17 protein-coding genes and 1 other RNA gene are annotated in these 13494 nt (G+C 74.6%); 9 read left to right on the top strand and 9 right to left on the bottom strand.

Translation table 11 applies throughout. From position 1 onward, the window contains the following. The first annotated feature begins 1 nt into the window (after nucleotide 1). Nucleotides 2-745: a zinc ribbon domain-containing protein gene (locus ACFC0B_RS09890; protein ID WP_376084343.1), complete on the top strand. Its 744-nt coding sequence runs from the start codon at nucleotides 2-4 to the stop codon at nucleotides 743-745. Nucleotides 746-749: 4 nt separating this feature from the next. Further along, complete coding sequence (locus tag ACFC0B_RS09885) at nucleotides 750-1898, top strand: bifunctional RNase H/acid phosphatase (RefSeq protein WP_376084341.1); 1149 nt, start codon at nucleotides 750-752, stop codon at nucleotides 1896-1898. A gap of 69 nt (nucleotides 1899-1967) precedes the next feature. On the opposite strand, the gene yaaA is transcribed toward ACFC0B_RS09885, so the two are convergent. After that, nucleotides 1968-2753: a peroxide stress protein YaaA gene (gene yaaA / locus ACFC0B_RS09880; protein WP_376084339.1), complete on the bottom strand. Its 786-nt coding sequence runs from the start codon at nucleotides 2751-2753 to the stop codon at nucleotides 1968-1970. A 223-nt stretch (nucleotides 2754-2976) separates the two neighbouring features. Between yaaA and ACFC0B_RS09875 the strand changes: the two genes are divergently transcribed. Both ACFC0B_RS09875 and rnpB read left to right on the top strand, forming a co-directional pair. Next, a complete protein-coding gene (locus ACFC0B_RS09875) occupies nucleotides 2977-4494 on the top strand; it encodes an MFS transporter (RefSeq protein WP_376084337.1) in 1518 nt (505 codons plus the stop codon). A 13-nt stretch (nucleotides 4495-4507) separates the two neighbouring features. Next, nucleotides 4508-4906: RNase P RNA component class A (gene rnpB / locus ACFC0B_RS09870), an RNA gene on the top strand. A gap of 70 nt (nucleotides 4907-4976) precedes the next feature. Here the strand turns inward: rnpB and ACFC0B_RS09865 are convergent. Further along, nucleotides 4977-5234 carry a Prokaryotic metallothionein gene (locus ACFC0B_RS09865; protein WP_376084335.1) on the bottom strand — a complete coding sequence of 86 codons (258 nt, stop codon included), beginning with the start codon at nucleotides 5232-5234 and terminating at the stop codon, nucleotides 4977-4979. A gap of 117 nt (nucleotides 5235-5351) precedes the next feature. After that, nucleotides 5352-5759, bottom strand: a complete 408-nt coding sequence (locus ACFC0B_RS09860; RefSeq protein WP_376084333.1) for an ACT domain-containing protein — start codon at nucleotides 5757-5759, stop codon at nucleotides 5352-5354. 249 nt (nucleotides 5760-6008) lie between these two features. On the opposite strand from ACFC0B_RS09860, the gene ACFC0B_RS09855 reads away from it, so the two are divergent. Continuing rightward, nucleotides 6009-6599, top strand: coding sequence for a PadR family transcriptional regulator (locus ACFC0B_RS09855; RefSeq protein WP_376084332.1), 591 nt, complete (start codon nucleotides 6009-6011; stop codon nucleotides 6597-6599). Between the two features lie 33 nt (nucleotides 6600-6632). Here ACFC0B_RS09855 and ACFC0B_RS09850 read toward each other — a convergent pair whose 3' ends face one another. Next, nucleotides 6633-6830, bottom strand: a complete 198-nt coding sequence (locus tag ACFC0B_RS09850) for a hypothetical protein (RefSeq protein ID WP_376084331.1) — start codon at nucleotides 6828-6830, stop codon at nucleotides 6633-6635. A 29-nt stretch (nucleotides 6831-6859) separates the two neighbouring features. Next, the gene (locus ACFC0B_RS09845) at nucleotides 6860-7090 is read right to left on the bottom strand and encodes a hypothetical protein (RefSeq protein WP_376084330.1); all 231 of its coding nucleotides are present in this window, start codon (nucleotides 7088-7090) and stop codon (nucleotides 6860-6862) included. A 412-nt stretch (nucleotides 7091-7502) separates the two neighbouring features. Here ACFC0B_RS09845 and ACFC0B_RS09840 point away from each other — a divergent pair, with 412 nt between their 5' ends. Continuing rightward, a complete protein-coding gene (locus ACFC0B_RS09840) occupies nucleotides 7503-8204 on the top strand; it encodes a bifunctional DNA primase/polymerase (RefSeq protein ID WP_376084329.1) in 702 nt (233 codons plus the stop codon). Nucleotides 8205-8228: 24 nt separating this feature from the next. Here the strand turns inward: ACFC0B_RS09840 and map are convergent, their stop codons facing one another. Further along, the gene (map, locus tag ACFC0B_RS09835) at nucleotides 8229-9074 is read right to left on the bottom strand and encodes a type I methionyl aminopeptidase (protein ID WP_376084327.1); all 846 of its coding nucleotides are present in this window, start codon (nucleotides 9072-9074) and stop codon (nucleotides 8229-8231) included. A 169-nt stretch (nucleotides 9075-9243) separates the two neighbouring features. Between map and ACFC0B_RS09830 the strand changes: the two genes are divergently transcribed. Continuing rightward, nucleotides 9244-9477 (top strand): hypothetical protein, encoded by a 234-nt coding sequence (locus ACFC0B_RS09830; RefSeq protein ID WP_376084325.1) that lies wholly within the window; start codon nucleotides 9244-9246, stop codon nucleotides 9475-9477. Nucleotides 9478-9481: 4 nt separating this feature from the next. On the opposite strand, the gene ACFC0B_RS09825 is transcribed toward ACFC0B_RS09830, so the two are convergent. Both ACFC0B_RS09825 and ACFC0B_RS09820 read right to left on the bottom strand, forming a co-directional pair. Then, the gene (locus ACFC0B_RS09825) at nucleotides 9482-10843 is read right to left on the bottom strand and encodes an MFS transporter (protein WP_376084324.1); all 1362 of its coding nucleotides are present in this window, start codon (nucleotides 10841-10843) and stop codon (nucleotides 9482-9484) included. 87 nt (nucleotides 10844-10930) lie between these two features. After that, nucleotides 10931-11563, bottom strand: a complete 633-nt coding sequence (locus ACFC0B_RS09820) for a hypothetical protein (protein ID WP_376084323.1) — start codon at nucleotides 11561-11563, stop codon at nucleotides 10931-10933. Nucleotides 11564-11609: 46 nt separating this feature from the next. Here ACFC0B_RS09820 and npdG point away from each other — a divergent pair, with 46 nt between their 5' ends. Both npdG and ACFC0B_RS09810 read left to right on the top strand, forming a co-directional pair. Beyond that, complete coding sequence (npdG, locus tag ACFC0B_RS09815; protein WP_376084321.1) at nucleotides 11610-12302, top strand: NADPH-dependent F420 reductase; 693 nt, start codon at nucleotides 11610-11612, stop codon at nucleotides 12300-12302. Between the two features lie 96 nt (nucleotides 12303-12398). After that, nucleotides 12399-12584, top strand: coding sequence for a hypothetical protein (locus ACFC0B_RS09810; protein ID WP_376084320.1), 186 nt, complete (start codon nucleotides 12399-12401; stop codon nucleotides 12582-12584). 6 nt (nucleotides 12585-12590) lie between these two features. Here ACFC0B_RS09810 and ACFC0B_RS09805 read toward each other — a convergent pair whose 3' ends face one another. Continuing rightward, nucleotides 12591-13406, bottom strand: coding sequence for a site-2 protease family protein (locus tag ACFC0B_RS09805; protein ID WP_376084318.1), 816 nt, complete (start codon nucleotides 13404-13406; stop codon nucleotides 12591-12593). Between the last annotated feature and the right edge of the window lie 88 nt (nucleotides 13407-13494).

Raw genomic sequence — 13494 nt, 5'->3', positions numbered from 1 at the left:
CTTGAACGCCGCGCCCGCCGACCAGATCCGCCTGCTCGACCTCCAGGCCATCGACTCCAAGCTCGACCAGCTGGCCCACCGGCGGCGCAGCCTGCCCGAGCACGCCGAGATCGACAAGGTCAACGCCGACCACACCGCCCTCAAGGACCTGGTGGTCGCCGCCCAGGCCCAGCACGGCGACACCACCCGCGAGCTCACCAAGGCCGAGCAGGACGTGGAGCAGGTCCGCGCCCGGGCCGCCCGCAACCAGCAGCGCCTGGACTCCGGCGCGGTCTCCTCGCCCAGGGACCTGGAGAACCTCCAGCACGAGATCGGCTCGCTGGCCAAGCGCCAGGGCGACCTGGAGGAGGTCGTGCTGGAGATCATGGAGCGGCTGGAGTCCGCCGAGACCCGGGTCTCCGAGCTGACCGCGCGCCTGGAGCACTCCACCGTCGTGCTGACCGAGGCCGAGGGCCGCCGCGACGCCGCGTTCGCCGAGATCGACGCCGAGGCGGAGAAGGTCAAGCGCGACCGCGAGGCCGTCGCCGCCGTCATCCCGGCCGACCTCATGAAGGTCTACAGCAAGCTGCGCGAGACCCAGGGCGGCGTCGGCGCGGCCCGGCTCTACCAGCGCCGCTGCGAGGGCTGCCGCACCGAGTTCTCGATCACCGAGCTCAACTCCATCAAGGCCGAGCCGGCCGACAAGGTCGTCCGCTGCGAGAACTGCTCGCGGATCCTGGTCCGCACGGCCGACTCCGGCGTCTGATCCGGTGGCGGCGCGCAGGTTCGTCGTCGAGGCGGACGGCGGGTCCCGGGGCAACCCGGGGCCGGCCGGCTACGGCGCGGTGGTCCGCGACGGCGACACCGGGCAGCTCCTCGCCGAGGCGGCCGAGTTCATCGGGCACGCGACCAACAACGTGGCCGAGTACAAGGGGCTGATCGCCGGGCTGCGCGCGGCCCGGGAGATCGACCCGGACGCCTCGGTGGACGTGCGGATGGACTCCAAGCTGGTCGTCGAGCAGATGTCCGGACGCTGGAAGATCAAGCACCCGGACATGCAGCCGCTCGCCGCCGAGGCCCGTGAGGTCTTCCCGCGCGGGCGGGTCCGGTACAGCTGGATCCCGCGCGAGAAGAACAAGGACGCCGACCGGCTCGCCAACGAGGCGATGGACGCCGGCAAGGCCGGCCGCCAGTGGGAGCCCAGGTCGGCCGCCGCGTCCGTGCCCTCCGCCGCGGAACCGGAGCCGCTGGAGACCGCCGCGCCCAAGGCGGGCTGGGCGGCCCCGGCGGACCTCGGCACCCCGACCACGTTCGTCCTGCTCCGGCACGGCGAGACGCACCTCACCCCGGAGAAGCGCTTCTCCGGCAGCGGCGGCACCGACCCGGAGCTCTCCGAGAAGGGCCGCTGGCAGGCCGACCGGGCCGCCGAGGCGCTCGCCGCGCGGGGCTCGATCCAGGCCGTGGTCGCCTCGCCGATGCGGCGCACCCGGCAGACCGCGGAGGCCGTCGCCGCCCGGCTGGGCCTGGAGGTCCGGTACGAGGAGGGGCTGCGCGAGGTCGACTTCGGCGCCTGGGAGGGGCTGACCTTCGCCGAGGCGCGGGAGCGCCACCCGGACGACCTCACCGCCTGGCTCGGCTCCACCAAGGCCCGGCCGACCGGCGGCGGCGAGAGCTTCGCGACCCTCACCCACCGGGTCGGGGTGGCCCGGGACAAGATCCTCGCCCGCTACCCCGGCAAGACCGTGCTGGTGGTCTCGCACGTCAGCCCGATCAAGACGCTGGTCCGGCTGGCGCTCGGCGCCCCGCCGGACTCGCTGTACCGGATGGAGCTGTCCGCCGCCTCGTTCTGCGCCGTCCAGTACTACGCGGACGGCAACGCCTCGCTGCGACTGCTCAACGACACCGGGCACCTGCGCTGAGGAACGCCGCGGGCCGGTCGGATCGGCCGACCGGCCCCCGGCGTGCGCCGTACCCGGCGCGCCTCCTGCTCAGTGCACCTCGGTGACCACCACGTCCAGCTGCCACGGCTTGCGCGCGGTGCCCTCGGCGGCGACCTCCACCCGGTGGCCCAGCCCGGTCAGCGCGTCCAGCAGCTCGCCGGGGGTCTTCGGCTCGGCGCCCGCCACCAGCAGGTCGCGGACCAGCCGGCCCTTGGTGGCCTTGTTGAAGTGGCTGACGACGGTCCGCCGGCCGTCCCGCTCCTGGAGCACCCGTACGGTCGCCGTCCGGGAGACCACCTCGCCGGCCGGCTTCCACGCCGCCGCGTAGGCGGAGGAGCGCAGGTCCAGCACCAGGCCGTCGGCGACCTCCGGCAGCACATCCGCCATCGCGCGCCGCCAGTACGCGCCCAGCGCCCCCGGGCCGGGGAGTTTCACACCCATCGAGCAGCGGTACGGCGGGATCCGGTCACCGATCCGCACCGCGCCCCAGAGCCCGGAGAAGACCAGCAGGCTCCGCTCGGCCCGGCCGTACGCGGCCTCGTCCAGCGTCGCCAGACCGAGGTTGTCGAACAGCACGCCCGTGTACACCTGCCCGGCCGGGAGCGCCCCGGCCGTCGGCAGCGAGGCGTTGCGCGCGACCTCGCCGCGCAGCCCCGGGCTGAGTCCCAGCACCCCGGCGGCGACGTCCTCGTCCCCGCGGCAGAGCGAGACCAGCGCCTCCAGCACCTCCGCCCGGGCCGCCGTCAGTCCGGCCAACGACAGCCCGTCGAGCGCCACCGGCACACCGTCCCCGGACGCGGCCTTCCCCTCCGAGGGCGGCAACAGCACCAGCACGACGGACTCCTCCACACTTCGGGGCAGCGACCACGCCACCCTACGCAACCGGCCCCCGCCCCCGGAAACGGCCGGTGACCGGCGGCGGGCGTCCCGACCGGCGCCGACGTCCGCGCCGGGCGCCCGGCGCGCGTCCGGGCGGCGGGCTCGCGCGTGCCGCCCCGCCACCCGGACGGTCCGCTCCGCCACCGCCCGACGCCCACCCGGGTGGGAGGATCGACCCGTGCCCGAAGCGACCCCCGCGAGTCCGCCGTCCGCCGGCCCCGGTCCCGGTCCCGGCCCCGACCGGCGCCACCGGCAGCTGATCCTGGCGATCTGCTGCCTGAGCCTGTTCATCGTCGGGCTCGACAACACCGTGGTGAACATCGCCCTGCCGCAGATCCAGCGGGACCTGGACGCCCCCGCCTCCGGCCTGCAGTGGATCATCGACGCCTACACCCTGGTGCTGGCCTCGCTGCTGATGCTGTTCGGCTCGCTGGCCGACCGCTTCGGCCGCCGCCGGGTGTTCCAGACCGGCCTGCTGGTGTTCGTGCTCGGCTCGCTGCTCTGCAGCCTGGCGCCCGGCCTGGGGTGGCTGGTGGCGTTCCGGGCGCTGCAGGCGGTCGGCGGCTCGATGCTCAACCCGGTGGCGATGTCGATCATCACCAACACCTTCACCGAGCCGCGCGAACGCGCCCGGGCGATCGGCGTCTGGGGCGGCGTGGTCGGCATCTCGATGGCGCTCGGACCGCTGCTCGGCGGCTTCCTGGTGCACGCCGCCGGCTGGCCGGCGATCTTCCTGATCAACGTCCCGGTCGGCCTGCTGGCCTGCCTGCTGACCGCCCGCTACGTCCCCGAGTCGCGCGCGCCGCGGGCCCGCCGGCTGGACCCGGTGGGCCAACTGCTGATGATGGTGCTGCTCGGCTGCGGCACCGGCGCGATCATCGAGGGCCCGGCGAACGGCTGGACCTCCCCGCTGATCCTCGGCCTGGCCGCGGCGGCGCTCGCCGCGCTGGTGGCCTTCCCGCTGTGGGAGCGGCGGGTCGCCGAGCCGCTGGTCGACCCGCGGTTCTTCCGCAGCGCGCCGTTCACCGGCGCCACCGTGACGGCCGTCTGCGCCTTCGCCTCGCTCGGCGGCTTCCTCTTCCTGAACACCCTCTACCTCCAGGACGTCCGCGGCTACAGCCCGGTGGAGGCGGGCCTGTGGACGCTGCCGATGGCCGGGATGATGCTGGTCTGCGCGCCGGTCTCGGGCCGGATCGTCGGCGCCCGGGGCCCGCGGCTGCCGCTGGTGCTGGCCGGCCTCGGCCTGGTCGCCAGCGGCCTGCTGCTCACCCGGCTGGCGGCGGACTCCCCGCCGGGCCTGCTGCTGGCCGCGTACGGGCTGTTCGGCTTCGGCTTCGGCTTCGTGAACGCGCCGATCACCAACGCCGCCGTCTCCGGCATGCCGCGCGCCCAGGCGGGCGTGGCGGCGGCGGTCGCCTCCACCAGCCGGCAGGTCGGCCAGTCGCTCGGCGTCGCGGTGATCGGCACCGTGGTCACCTCGTCGGTGGTCGGCACGGTCGCCACCGGCTTCGCCCCGGCCAGCCACGCGGGCTGGTACATCGTGGCGGGCCTGGGTGCCGCGATCGGGCTCCTCGGCCTGGTCACCACCTCCGCCTGGGGCACCGCCACGGCCACCCGGGTGGCCGCCCGCCTCGGCGGCGACCCGCCCCTCACCCGCCCCGGGGTTCGGGAGGCCCCGCCTGAGCGGCTACCATGACCACTACGGCGGAAGAGTCGGCCGGGCGGTCGCGACGGGTCCTCAGGGCCCGCCGAGGAACGTCCGGGCTCCACAGAGCAGGGTGGTGGGTAACGCCCACCCGGGGTGACCCGCGGGACAGTGCCACAGAAAACAGACCGCCCGCCGCTTCGGCGACGGGTAAGGGTGAAACGGTGGTGTAAGAGACCACCAGCGGCCGGGGTGACCCGGCCGGCTCGGTAAACCCCACCTGGAGCAAGGTCAAGATCGGCGCCTCAGGGCGCTGTGCGCGGATGACCGAGGGCTGCTCGCCCGAGTCCGCGGGTAGACCGCACGAGGCTGTCGGCAACGGCAGTCCTAGATGGATGGCCGCCTCCCCGGCTCGCGCAAGCGGCCCGGGAGACAAAACCCGGCGTACAGGCCGGCTCTTCCGTCGCCGACGTGAACGAAGGCCCTCCGGCCCGCGAAGCAGCGGGTCGGAGGGCCTTCGTCGTGCTGACGGGTCACCCCGGGTGGGTGCCGACGGCGTCGCGGACCTGGTCGCCGAGGCCGCCGCTGACGCGGGCGCAGTGGGCGCCGCAGAAGAACATGCCGGCGACCTCGACGCCGTGGCCGACGATCCGGACGGTGCACTGCTCGCAGCGCGGCGCGAGCTTCTCCATCGCGCACTCGAAGCTGTCGAAGGTGTAGACGTCGCCGGTGATCGTCTTGATCTCGAAGGCGAGCCAGTAGTCGTTGCCGCAGGTGACGCAGATGGCCATGGCGGCGCACTTCCTTCCGGGCGGTGGGGGAGGGGCGGGAGGGGCCGGGCGCGGGTGCCCGGCCCCTCCAGTCTCCGGGGCCCCCGGCGGGGCGGCCACCCGGCGGGGCCCGTCCGGTCAGCCGCCGGAGGCGGCGCGGGCGGAGAGGTCCTCCAGGGCCCGGACGGCCCGGTCGGCGTCGTCGGCGGCGACGAAGAGGTGGTCGTGGTGGAAGCCGGCCATCAGGTTGCAGCTGATCCCCTCCTCGGCCAGCCGGGTGGCGACGGCGGCGGTCAGGCCGACGGCCTCCAGCGCCGAGTGGACCCGCAGGGTGATCCAGGCGGCGACGTACGCGTAGCGCAGGCCGAGCGCGTCGGCCTCCTCCTGGGCGACCACCACCGTCACCCCCTCGGGTTCGGCGACCGTGGCCACCGGCCGCAGTCCGGCGGGCACCTTGGTGGGCAGCGTGCAGTAGACGTACCGCCCCGGGTTGAGCTGGGGGCGCAGGTCGCGCAGCAGTGTCGCGAGGTCTCGTTCTCCGGCCATGCCCCGCACCGTAGCGGCCGGGCGCCGGGCAGTGGTGGACGGTGTATCGGAAAGCGTTGACGGTCGATAGTCACCGATATATCGTCGAGATATCGAGACAGTGACTCGACTGCCTCGAACGATCGTCTGGTGATCGACTAGTGGGCCGCCTCGGAGCGGCCCGATCGGGAGGTGGGTGCGATGCGCCCAGGACGATTCCGTGGAGAGGGAGGTCCCGGCGGCTGCCGCCCGGGGCCGGAGTTCGTCGGGATGCCCGGCGAGCGCTACGAGGGCCGGGGGGCGTTCGGCCCCTTCGGTCCGCCGCCGTTCGGCGGCGGGCCGGGCGGACGGCCGGGCCCGCCGTGGGCCCGGGGCGGCTTCGGCGGGCCGCCGCCGTGGGTCCGCGGCCGGCGCGGTGGGCGGGCCCGGCGCGGGGACGTGCGCGCCTCGCTGCTGGCGCTGCTCAGGGAGCGGCCGATGCACGGCTACGAGATGATCGCCGAGATCGCCGAGCGGTCCGGCGGGGCATGGCGGCCGAGCCCCGGTTCGGTCTACCCGACCCTCCAGCTGCTGGAGGAGGAGGGCCTGGTCACGGCCGAGGAGACCGGCGGCAAGCGGCTGGTCTCGCTCACCGAGGCGGGGCGGACCGAGGCCGAGGCCGGGCCGGACGAGCCGTGGGCCGAGGCCGGCCAGGAGGTCGACTGGGCCGCGGTCCAGGAGGTCGGCCAGGCGCTCGGCGCCGTGGAGAACGCCGTCCGGCAGGTCATGGGAACGGGCAGCGAGGCGCAGCGGGCCAAGGGCCTGGAGGTGCTCAACGAGGCCCGCAAGAAGCTGTACCTGATCCTCGCCGAGGACGCCTGACCGGTACCGCCGGCAGGTGCGGGGTGCTGCTGCTCAGGGGCGGACGGCGAACAGCGCCACGCACGCGAGCAGCAGCACCGTCCAGCCGAACCAGAGCCAGCCGTTGGAGCCGAGCACCGCGCTGTAGACGCTGACCACCACCAGCAGGCCGGCCGTGACCGCGGCCACCTGCCGGTTGTGGTGCGCCACGGCCTCGGCCCGGGTCCTGGGGTGCCGTACGGTTCTCGCCATCGCCGTCCTCCCGCGCGGGGAGGCGGCCGTCACCCGGAGGCGAGGGCGGTGGCCGCCTCGTCGTACTCGTAGCGCCAGTACCAGCGGGCGCCCCGCTGCTGCTTGGCCCGGACGTACACCAGTGTGCGCGCCGGGGTGTCCCCGTGCGAAGGGACCGGCACGGTGTACTTCTTGGGCACGCCGTACATCGGTCCCAGCGGGATGGGGAGGATCCGGCCGTCCAGGGGGCCGCCGACGAATTCGGTGTCCGCGCTCTTCACCCCACCAGGGTCTCACCCCGCGGCGGTGTGCCGCGGCGGCGGAGGCGGTGTGGGGGCCCGGTGGCCGGGGTGTGACCGGAGAGGCACCGACCCCGGTCATCCACAGGGTCCGCGCACCCTTATCCTTCCTGTTACGCCCTCGGGGTCCACCCGGGTCAGCGGGCCCGTACGGGCCGGGCGAGGCGCACCTCACCGTGCCCGCCGGGCCGCCGAGCCGCAGCCGTCGTGCCGCAGTGACTCCGTACCGTGACCCCGGCGTCGGCCGTCCGGCAACCCCGGCTCCGGCCGGCAGGGCGCGGGACTGCAGGGCCGAGCACCACCCGGGAAGCAGCGGGGGGCGCCGTGCGTTGCGTCGGAGTGGTACGTCGAACGCTGTGTCACACCAGGCACGGCCATGCGCGGAAGGGGCCCGATGGAATCCGGCGGCAGGTGGACGGCCTGGTGGCAGAAGCGTGATCGTGAGCGGGGACGGCCGGCGGCCGCGGACACCCCCGCCGCCAGACTGGACCAGCTGCTCGGCGCGGTCCGCGCCGGGTTCCCGCTCGCCCCCGCCGCCCATCCGGCCGGCTACCGCTGTTCCTGTGACCGGGTCGCCTGTCCGGCCCCCGCCCAGCACCCGGTCTCCTTCGCCTGGCAGACCCAGGCCACCACCGATCCCGAGCAGCTCGCCCGCTGGATCTCCCGCGATCCGCAGGCCAACTTCATCACCGCCACCGGCCGCGTCCACGACGTGCTGGACGTGCCGGCCGAGGCGGGGCGGCTCGCCCTGGAGCGGCTGACCGCGCTCGGCGTCGAGGGCCCGGTGGCCGCCGTCGGCGAGGACCGCTACCTCTTCTTCACCGCCACCCGGGGCACCCCGGTGGACGAGGACGAGTGGTGGCCGAGCGCCCTGGACTCCACGCCGGACACCATGTCCGAGCACCCCGGGCTGCGCTGGCACTGCCGCGGCTCGTACACCCTGCTGCCGCCGGCCGCGCTGCCGGACGGCTCCGAGGTGCGGTGGCTGCGCGCGCCCGAGCAGCCGCTGCCCGACCCGCTGCGCGTGCTGGACGTGCTGACCGACGCCTGCACCGAGGTGGGCGCCGTCGCCGAGGAGCAGTGGCTCATCGGGTGACGGCGCCCGCCGGAGCGGCCGGGGCTACGGCAGGGTGAGGACCTCCGCGCCGTCCGCCGTGACGACCAGGGTGTGCTCGAACTGGGCGGTGCGCTTGCGGTCCTTGGTGACGACGGTCCAGCCGTCCGGCCAGATCTCGTAGTCGTAGGTGCCCAGGGTCAGCATCGGCTCGATGGTGAACGTCATCCCCGGCTTGATCACCTCGGTGGCCCGCTCGCTGTCGTAGTGCGGGACGATCAGGCCGGAGTGGAACGACGTGTTGATGCCGTGGCCGGTGAAGTCCCGCACCACGCCGTAGTCGAAGCGCTTGGCGTAGGACTCGATGACCCGTCCGATGACGTTGATCCGGCGGCCGGGCTTGACCGCCTTGATCGCCCGGTCGAGCGATTCCCTGGTCCGCTCGACCAGCAGCCGGGACTCCTCGTCCACGTCGCCGACCAGGTAGGTGGCGTTGAGGTCGCCGTGCACCCCGTGGATGTACGCGGTGGCGTCGATGTTGACGATGTCACCGTCCTGGAGGACGGTCGAGTCCGGGATGCCGTGGCAGATGACCTCGTTGATCGAGGTGCAGACCGACTTGGGGAAGCCCCGGTAGCCGAGGTCGGACGGGTAGGCGCCGTGGTCGCACATGTAGGCGTGGGCGACCGCGTCCAGCGCGTCCGTGGTGACGCCGGGCGCGATCAGCTTGGCCGCCTCGGCCATCGCCCGGGCGGCGATCCCGCCGGCGATCCGCATCTTCTCGACGGTCTCGGCGGTCTGCACCTCGGGCCCGGTGTACGGCGCCGGGGCGGGCCGGCCGACGTACTCGGGACGCGCGATGTGCGCCGGGACCTTGCGGGTGGGGGACTGGATGCCGGGAACGAGTGCCATGGCGGCGAGTCTAGTTGGCGGGGCCCGCAGGCCGTGGCCGGGCGCCGGGGCCGGGCCCCCGCCCCGGGCGCGGTGCCGGGGCGGGTGTGCGGACGGCGCCGTCGCGGGGAATGATCGGGACGACGCGGGGAACGCGCGCCGCGACCGCCGACACGGAGGTGACCACACCATGCCCCTGGGATTCCGTCGCAGCAAGCCGACCGGCCGGCCCGGTGAGTGGTTCTACTGCATCAAGCACGGCAAGGTCGAGGAGGGGCCGGAGTGCCCGGCGAAGGACCGCCTCGGCCCGTACGCCACCCGGGAGGAGGCGGCGCACGCGCTGGAGACCGCCGAGCTGCGCAACCGGGAGTGGACGAACGACCCGCGCTGGACCGACAAGCCGGACGGCGCGCCCGGCGAGTAGCGGGTCAGGACGCGCCCGCCGCCTGCTCCGCCGCCGCCCCTTCGGCGGCCTCGCGCTCCGCCGCCGCCCGCGCGTGCTCGGCGCGGACGGCGGCCGCGTGCGGATCGGTGCGGTCGTCGTAGGAGAGCAGCCGGGGCAGCGCGGTGGCCAGCGCCAGCACGCCCACCACGCAGGCGACGCCGCCGACCCACACCGAGGCCCGGACGCCGACCAGCCCGGCCATGCCGCCCGCCCGGACCTGGCCGAGCTGCGGCCCGACCGAGTAGCTGAGCAGCTCGACCCCGGCCATCCGGCCGCGCAGCCCGTCCGGGATCGACTGGTTCCACAGCGTGGAGCGGGCGATGCCGCTGATCTCGTCGGCGCCCCCGGCCAGCGCCAGGCAGAGCAGCACCCACCAGACCGAGCCGGACAGCCCCGCCAGCGCGATCGCCGCGCCCCAGCCGAGCGCGGCGGCCAGCAGCAGCCGGCCGTGCCGGTGGATCCGGGACGTCCAGCCGCTGGTGACCGAGACCAGCAGGGCGCCGGCCGCCGAGGCGGCGTACATCGGGCCGAGCGCCCAGTCGGCGTGCAACTCGGTGGCCAGGAACGGGAAGATCGCCACCGGGAAGGCGAACAGCATCGCGCACAGGTCGATCGCGTAGGTGCCCAGCAGGTCCTTGCGGCTCCACGCGTACCGGATCCCGGTGAGCACCGCCCGCACCGACGGCTTGTCGGCACCGGTCGGCGGCGGGACGGCGCGGATCCGGGCGAGCAGCAGCAGCGAGGCGCCGAAGGTGGCGACGTCCAGCGCGTACGCGGTCTGCACCCCGGCGAAGGTCACCACGACGCCCGCCAGGGCCGGGCCGGCCACCGAACCGACGTTGCGGTAGAGGGAGTTGAGGGCGAAGGCGGCGGCCAGCTGGTCGTGCCGCACGACCCGCGGGGTCAGCGCGTCCAGCGACGGGCGCTGCAGGCCGTCGGCGGCGGCGACCAGCGCGGCCACCAGGTAGACGGGCCACAGCACCGGCGTCGGCAGCAGGGCGTTCACCAGCAGCAGCACGCTGAGCAGGCCGAGGGCCGCCTCGGCGAACAGCACCAGGCGTCGGCGGTCCAGGGCGTCGGCGAGGGCGCCGCCCCAGAGGCCGAAGACGATCAGCGGGACCAGCTCGAAGGCGCCGACCAGGCCGACCGCGAAGGACGAGCCGGTCAGCTCCTTGATCTGCAGCGGTACCGCGACGTACGTGAGGAAGCTGCCGAAGCTGGTCACACAGCCGGAGATCCAGAGCAGGCGGAAGTCCCGGGAGGAGCGCCAGGGCGAGAGATCGGGGGTGACCGCGCGCAGCAGGGAGTTCGCCCGACCGGTCGGGGGCGGGTCGGCGTTGTTCACGAGCGACCATCCTGCGGGGGCGTCCGGCCGGGCCGCAACGGATTTTCCCTCCTCCCGCCCCGCCGCACCCGCCCCGCCGCACCCGCCCTACCAGCGGCCGGCCGTCGGCCCCGCCGTCAGCAGTGCCACCAGCCGGTCCAGCACCGGGCGCCGCGCGGGCCGCTCCCCGGCGGCGGCGCTGAGCAGGTGCTGGGCCAGGTCGAACGGCTCCTCCTCGGCCGTGCCGACGGACAGCCGGCGGTGCGCCAGCCCGGCCAGGTCGGCGAGCCCGGCGGGTGCGGCCGGACCGCCCGGCCCGGCGGCCCCGTCCGGCGCGGCGCCGTCCAGCGCCAGCACCGCCGCGCCGTGCCGGCGGGCGTCGTGCACCCGTTCCAGCAGCGTCGCCCCGGCCGCCGTCGGCGCGACCACCAGCACGGTCGCCCCGCGCCCGGCCTCCGTCAGCAGCCCCAGGCCGTGCGCCAGATGGGCCGGCGCCTGGGCCGGGACCCGGTGCCGCAGCAGGGTCGGGGCCAGCCGGGGCACGTCCGACCAGGCGGCCTCGTCCTTCAGGTGGGCGGCCAGGTGCCAGGGCTCGTACGCCTCGGTGCCGACCAGCAGCAGGCGGCCCGCGCCGCGCCGGGAGACCGCCTGCCGCAGCTCACCGGCGAAGTCGCCGACGGCTTCCGGCCAGCCGCTCCCGGCCAGCCGCTCCCGTAGTGCCGAAACTCTCACCGCGTCCATGGCCGACAGGATGACGCGGAGGGGCGGAAGTTGGCAGGATCGGCCCATGACTTCCCTCGATTCAGCGACAAACCCGGCCCATGAGCTGCCGGACGTCTCGCAGCTCGTGGTCGGTGTCCTCGGCGGCACCGGCGACCAGGGGCGGGGGCTGGCCCTGCGGCTGGCCAAGGCGGGCCAGCAGGTGATCATCGGTTCGCGCGACGCGGCCCGCGCGCAGGCCTCGGCGGACGCGATCGGCCACGGCGTGCGCGGCGCCGACAACGCCGCCACCGCCCGCGAGAGCGACATCGTGATCGTCGCCGTGCCCTGGGACGGCCACGGCGCCACGCTCACCGCGCTCCGCGAGGAGCTGGCCGGCAAGATCGTGGTGGACTGCGTCAACCCGCTGGGCTTCGACAAGCAGGGCGCCTACGCGCTCGTCCCGGAGGAGGGCAGCGCCGCCCAGCAGGCCGCCGCCCTGCTGCCGGACTCCCGGGTGACCGCCGCCTTCCACCACCTGTCGGCGGTGCTGCTGCAGGACGAGTCGATCGAGCGGATCGACACCGACGTGATGGTGCTCGGCGAGGAGCGGGCCGCCACCGACGTCGTGCAGGCGCTGGCCGGGCGGATCCCCGGGATGCGCGGCGTCTTCGCCGGCCGGCTGCGCAACGCGCACCAGGTGGAGTCGCTGGTGGCGAACCTCATCTCGGTCAACCGCCGCTACAAGGCCCACGCCGGTCTGCGGATCACCGACGTCTGAATCACTGGCGCGCCGACCTCACCCCTGGACCCGGTCCGGAGGTGAGGTCGGCGACAATGGGGGCCGTCCGTCCACCGGCCCCAGGAGTCTGCCGCCATGCCCCGCACGTCCGTCCTCGCCTCGATCGTCGCCGTTCTCGCCCTGGCCGCCGCCGTGGTCTCGCTGGTGCAGGGCTGGTGGATCGGCCTGATCTGGCTGCCGATGGCGGGCATCGCCAGCAACGTGCTCTGGATGAACATGCGCCGCGAGAAGCTGGCCCGGGCGGCCGCCGAGCAGTCCTGACCCCGGTCAGTCCTTCCAGAACGTGAACAGCTCGTGGCCCACCTGCGGGTAGGCGCGGTCGACGCCCAGCAGGTCCATCACGCCGTACACGGCCTCGAAGAACCAGTGGTTCACCTCCGGCTGCCAGAGCAGCGCGAAGACGGCCAGCATGCCGTACGGCGCGAACGGCTCGATCGCCCGCCGGGTCTTGTGCGACAGCCACGGCTCGACGATCCCGTAGCCGTCCAGGCCGGGCACCGGCAGCAGGTTGAGCAGGGTCGCGCTCAGCTGCAGCATCCCGAGGAAGCCCAGCGCCAGCGCGAACGGCGAGACGTTCAGCTCGTAGCCGTTCCAGACCGCGTGCACCGCCGGGTCGTCCAGCCAGCCCGCGCCGACCGGGACCAGCAGCAGCACGGCGGCGAGCAGGTTCACCAGCGGGCCGGCGGCCGAGATCAGGCTGTGCTTGAGCCGCCCGTGCACCCGGTGCCGCTCGATCCAGACCGCGCCGCCGGGCAGGCCGATGCCGCCGAGCAGCACGAAGACGATCGGCAGCACGAAGCTGAGCAGCGCGTTGGCGTACTTGAACGGGTTGAGGGTCAGGTAGCCCTTGGCGCCGACGCTGATGTCGCCGCCGTGCAGCGCGGTCCGCGCGTGCGCGTACTCGTGCAGGCAGAGCGAGACCATCCAGCCCGCCACCACGAACAGGAAGACGCCGAACCGGGCGTTGCCGTATCCCTGGTAGACCGCCACGGCGGAGGTGACGAGGATCGCGAGCAGCGCCCAGAACACCGGACTGATCCGGCGGTCCTCGCTGCGGGAGCGCTGCGTGGCGGCGAAGGTCATGGTGTGGGTGCTCCGGTGGTCGGGGTCGCATGGACTGGGCAGAGGCCGATCATGCCGGGCGGGCCCGCCGCGGACAAGCCGCCCCGGA

Source organism: Kitasatospora sp. NPDC056184, assembly GCF_042268405.1.
Classification (GTDB): Bacteria; Actinomycetota; Actinomycetes; order Streptomycetales; family Streptomycetaceae; genus Kitasatospora.
This window is presented reverse-complemented; position numbering and strand designations above follow the sequence as displayed.

Excerpts from the sequence above, each read along its gene's own strand:
- ACFC0B_RS09865 (WP_376084335.1), bottom strand. The coding sequence starts at position 5,234 with ATGGCCATCTGCGTCACCTGCGGCAACGACTACTGGCTCGCCTTCGAG.
- ACFC0B_RS09860 (WP_376084333.1), bottom strand. The coding sequence starts at position 5,759 with ATGGCCGGAGAACGAGACCTCGCGACACTGCTGCGCGACCTGCGCCCC.
- ACFC0B_RS09855 (WP_376084332.1), top strand. The coding sequence starts at position 6,009 with ATGCCCGGCGAGCGCTACGAGGGCCGGGGGGCGTTCGGCCCCTTCGGT.
- ACFC0B_RS09850 (WP_376084331.1), bottom strand. The coding sequence starts at position 6,830 with ATGGCGAGAACCGTACGGCACCCCAGGACCCGGGCCGAGGCCGTGGCG.
- ACFC0B_RS09840 (WP_376084329.1), top strand. The coding sequence starts at position 7,503 with ATGGAATCCGGCGGCAGGTGGACGGCCTGGTGGCAGAAGCGTGATCGT.
- map (WP_376084327.1), bottom strand. The coding sequence starts at position 9,074 with ATGGCACTCGTTCCCGGCATCCAGTCCCCCACCCGCAAGGTCCCGGCG.
- ACFC0B_RS09830 (WP_376084325.1), top strand. The coding sequence starts at position 9,244 with ATGCCCCTGGGATTCCGTCGCAGCAAGCCGACCGGCCGGCCCGGTGAG.
- ACFC0B_RS09820 (WP_376084323.1), bottom strand. The coding sequence starts at position 11,563 with ATGGACGCGGTGAGAGTTTCGGCACTACGGGAGCGGCTGGCCGGGAGC.
- npdG (WP_376084321.1), top strand. The coding sequence starts at position 11,610 with ATGACTTCCCTCGATTCAGCGACAAACCCGGCCCATGAGCTGCCGGAC.
- ACFC0B_RS09810 (WP_376084320.1), top strand. The coding sequence starts at position 12,399 with ATGCCCCGCACGTCCGTCCTCGCCTCGATCGTCGCCGTTCTCGCCCTG.
- ACFC0B_RS09805 (WP_376084318.1), bottom strand. The coding sequence starts at position 13,406 with ATGACCTTCGCCGCCACGCAGCGCTCCCGCAGCGAGGACCGCCGGATC.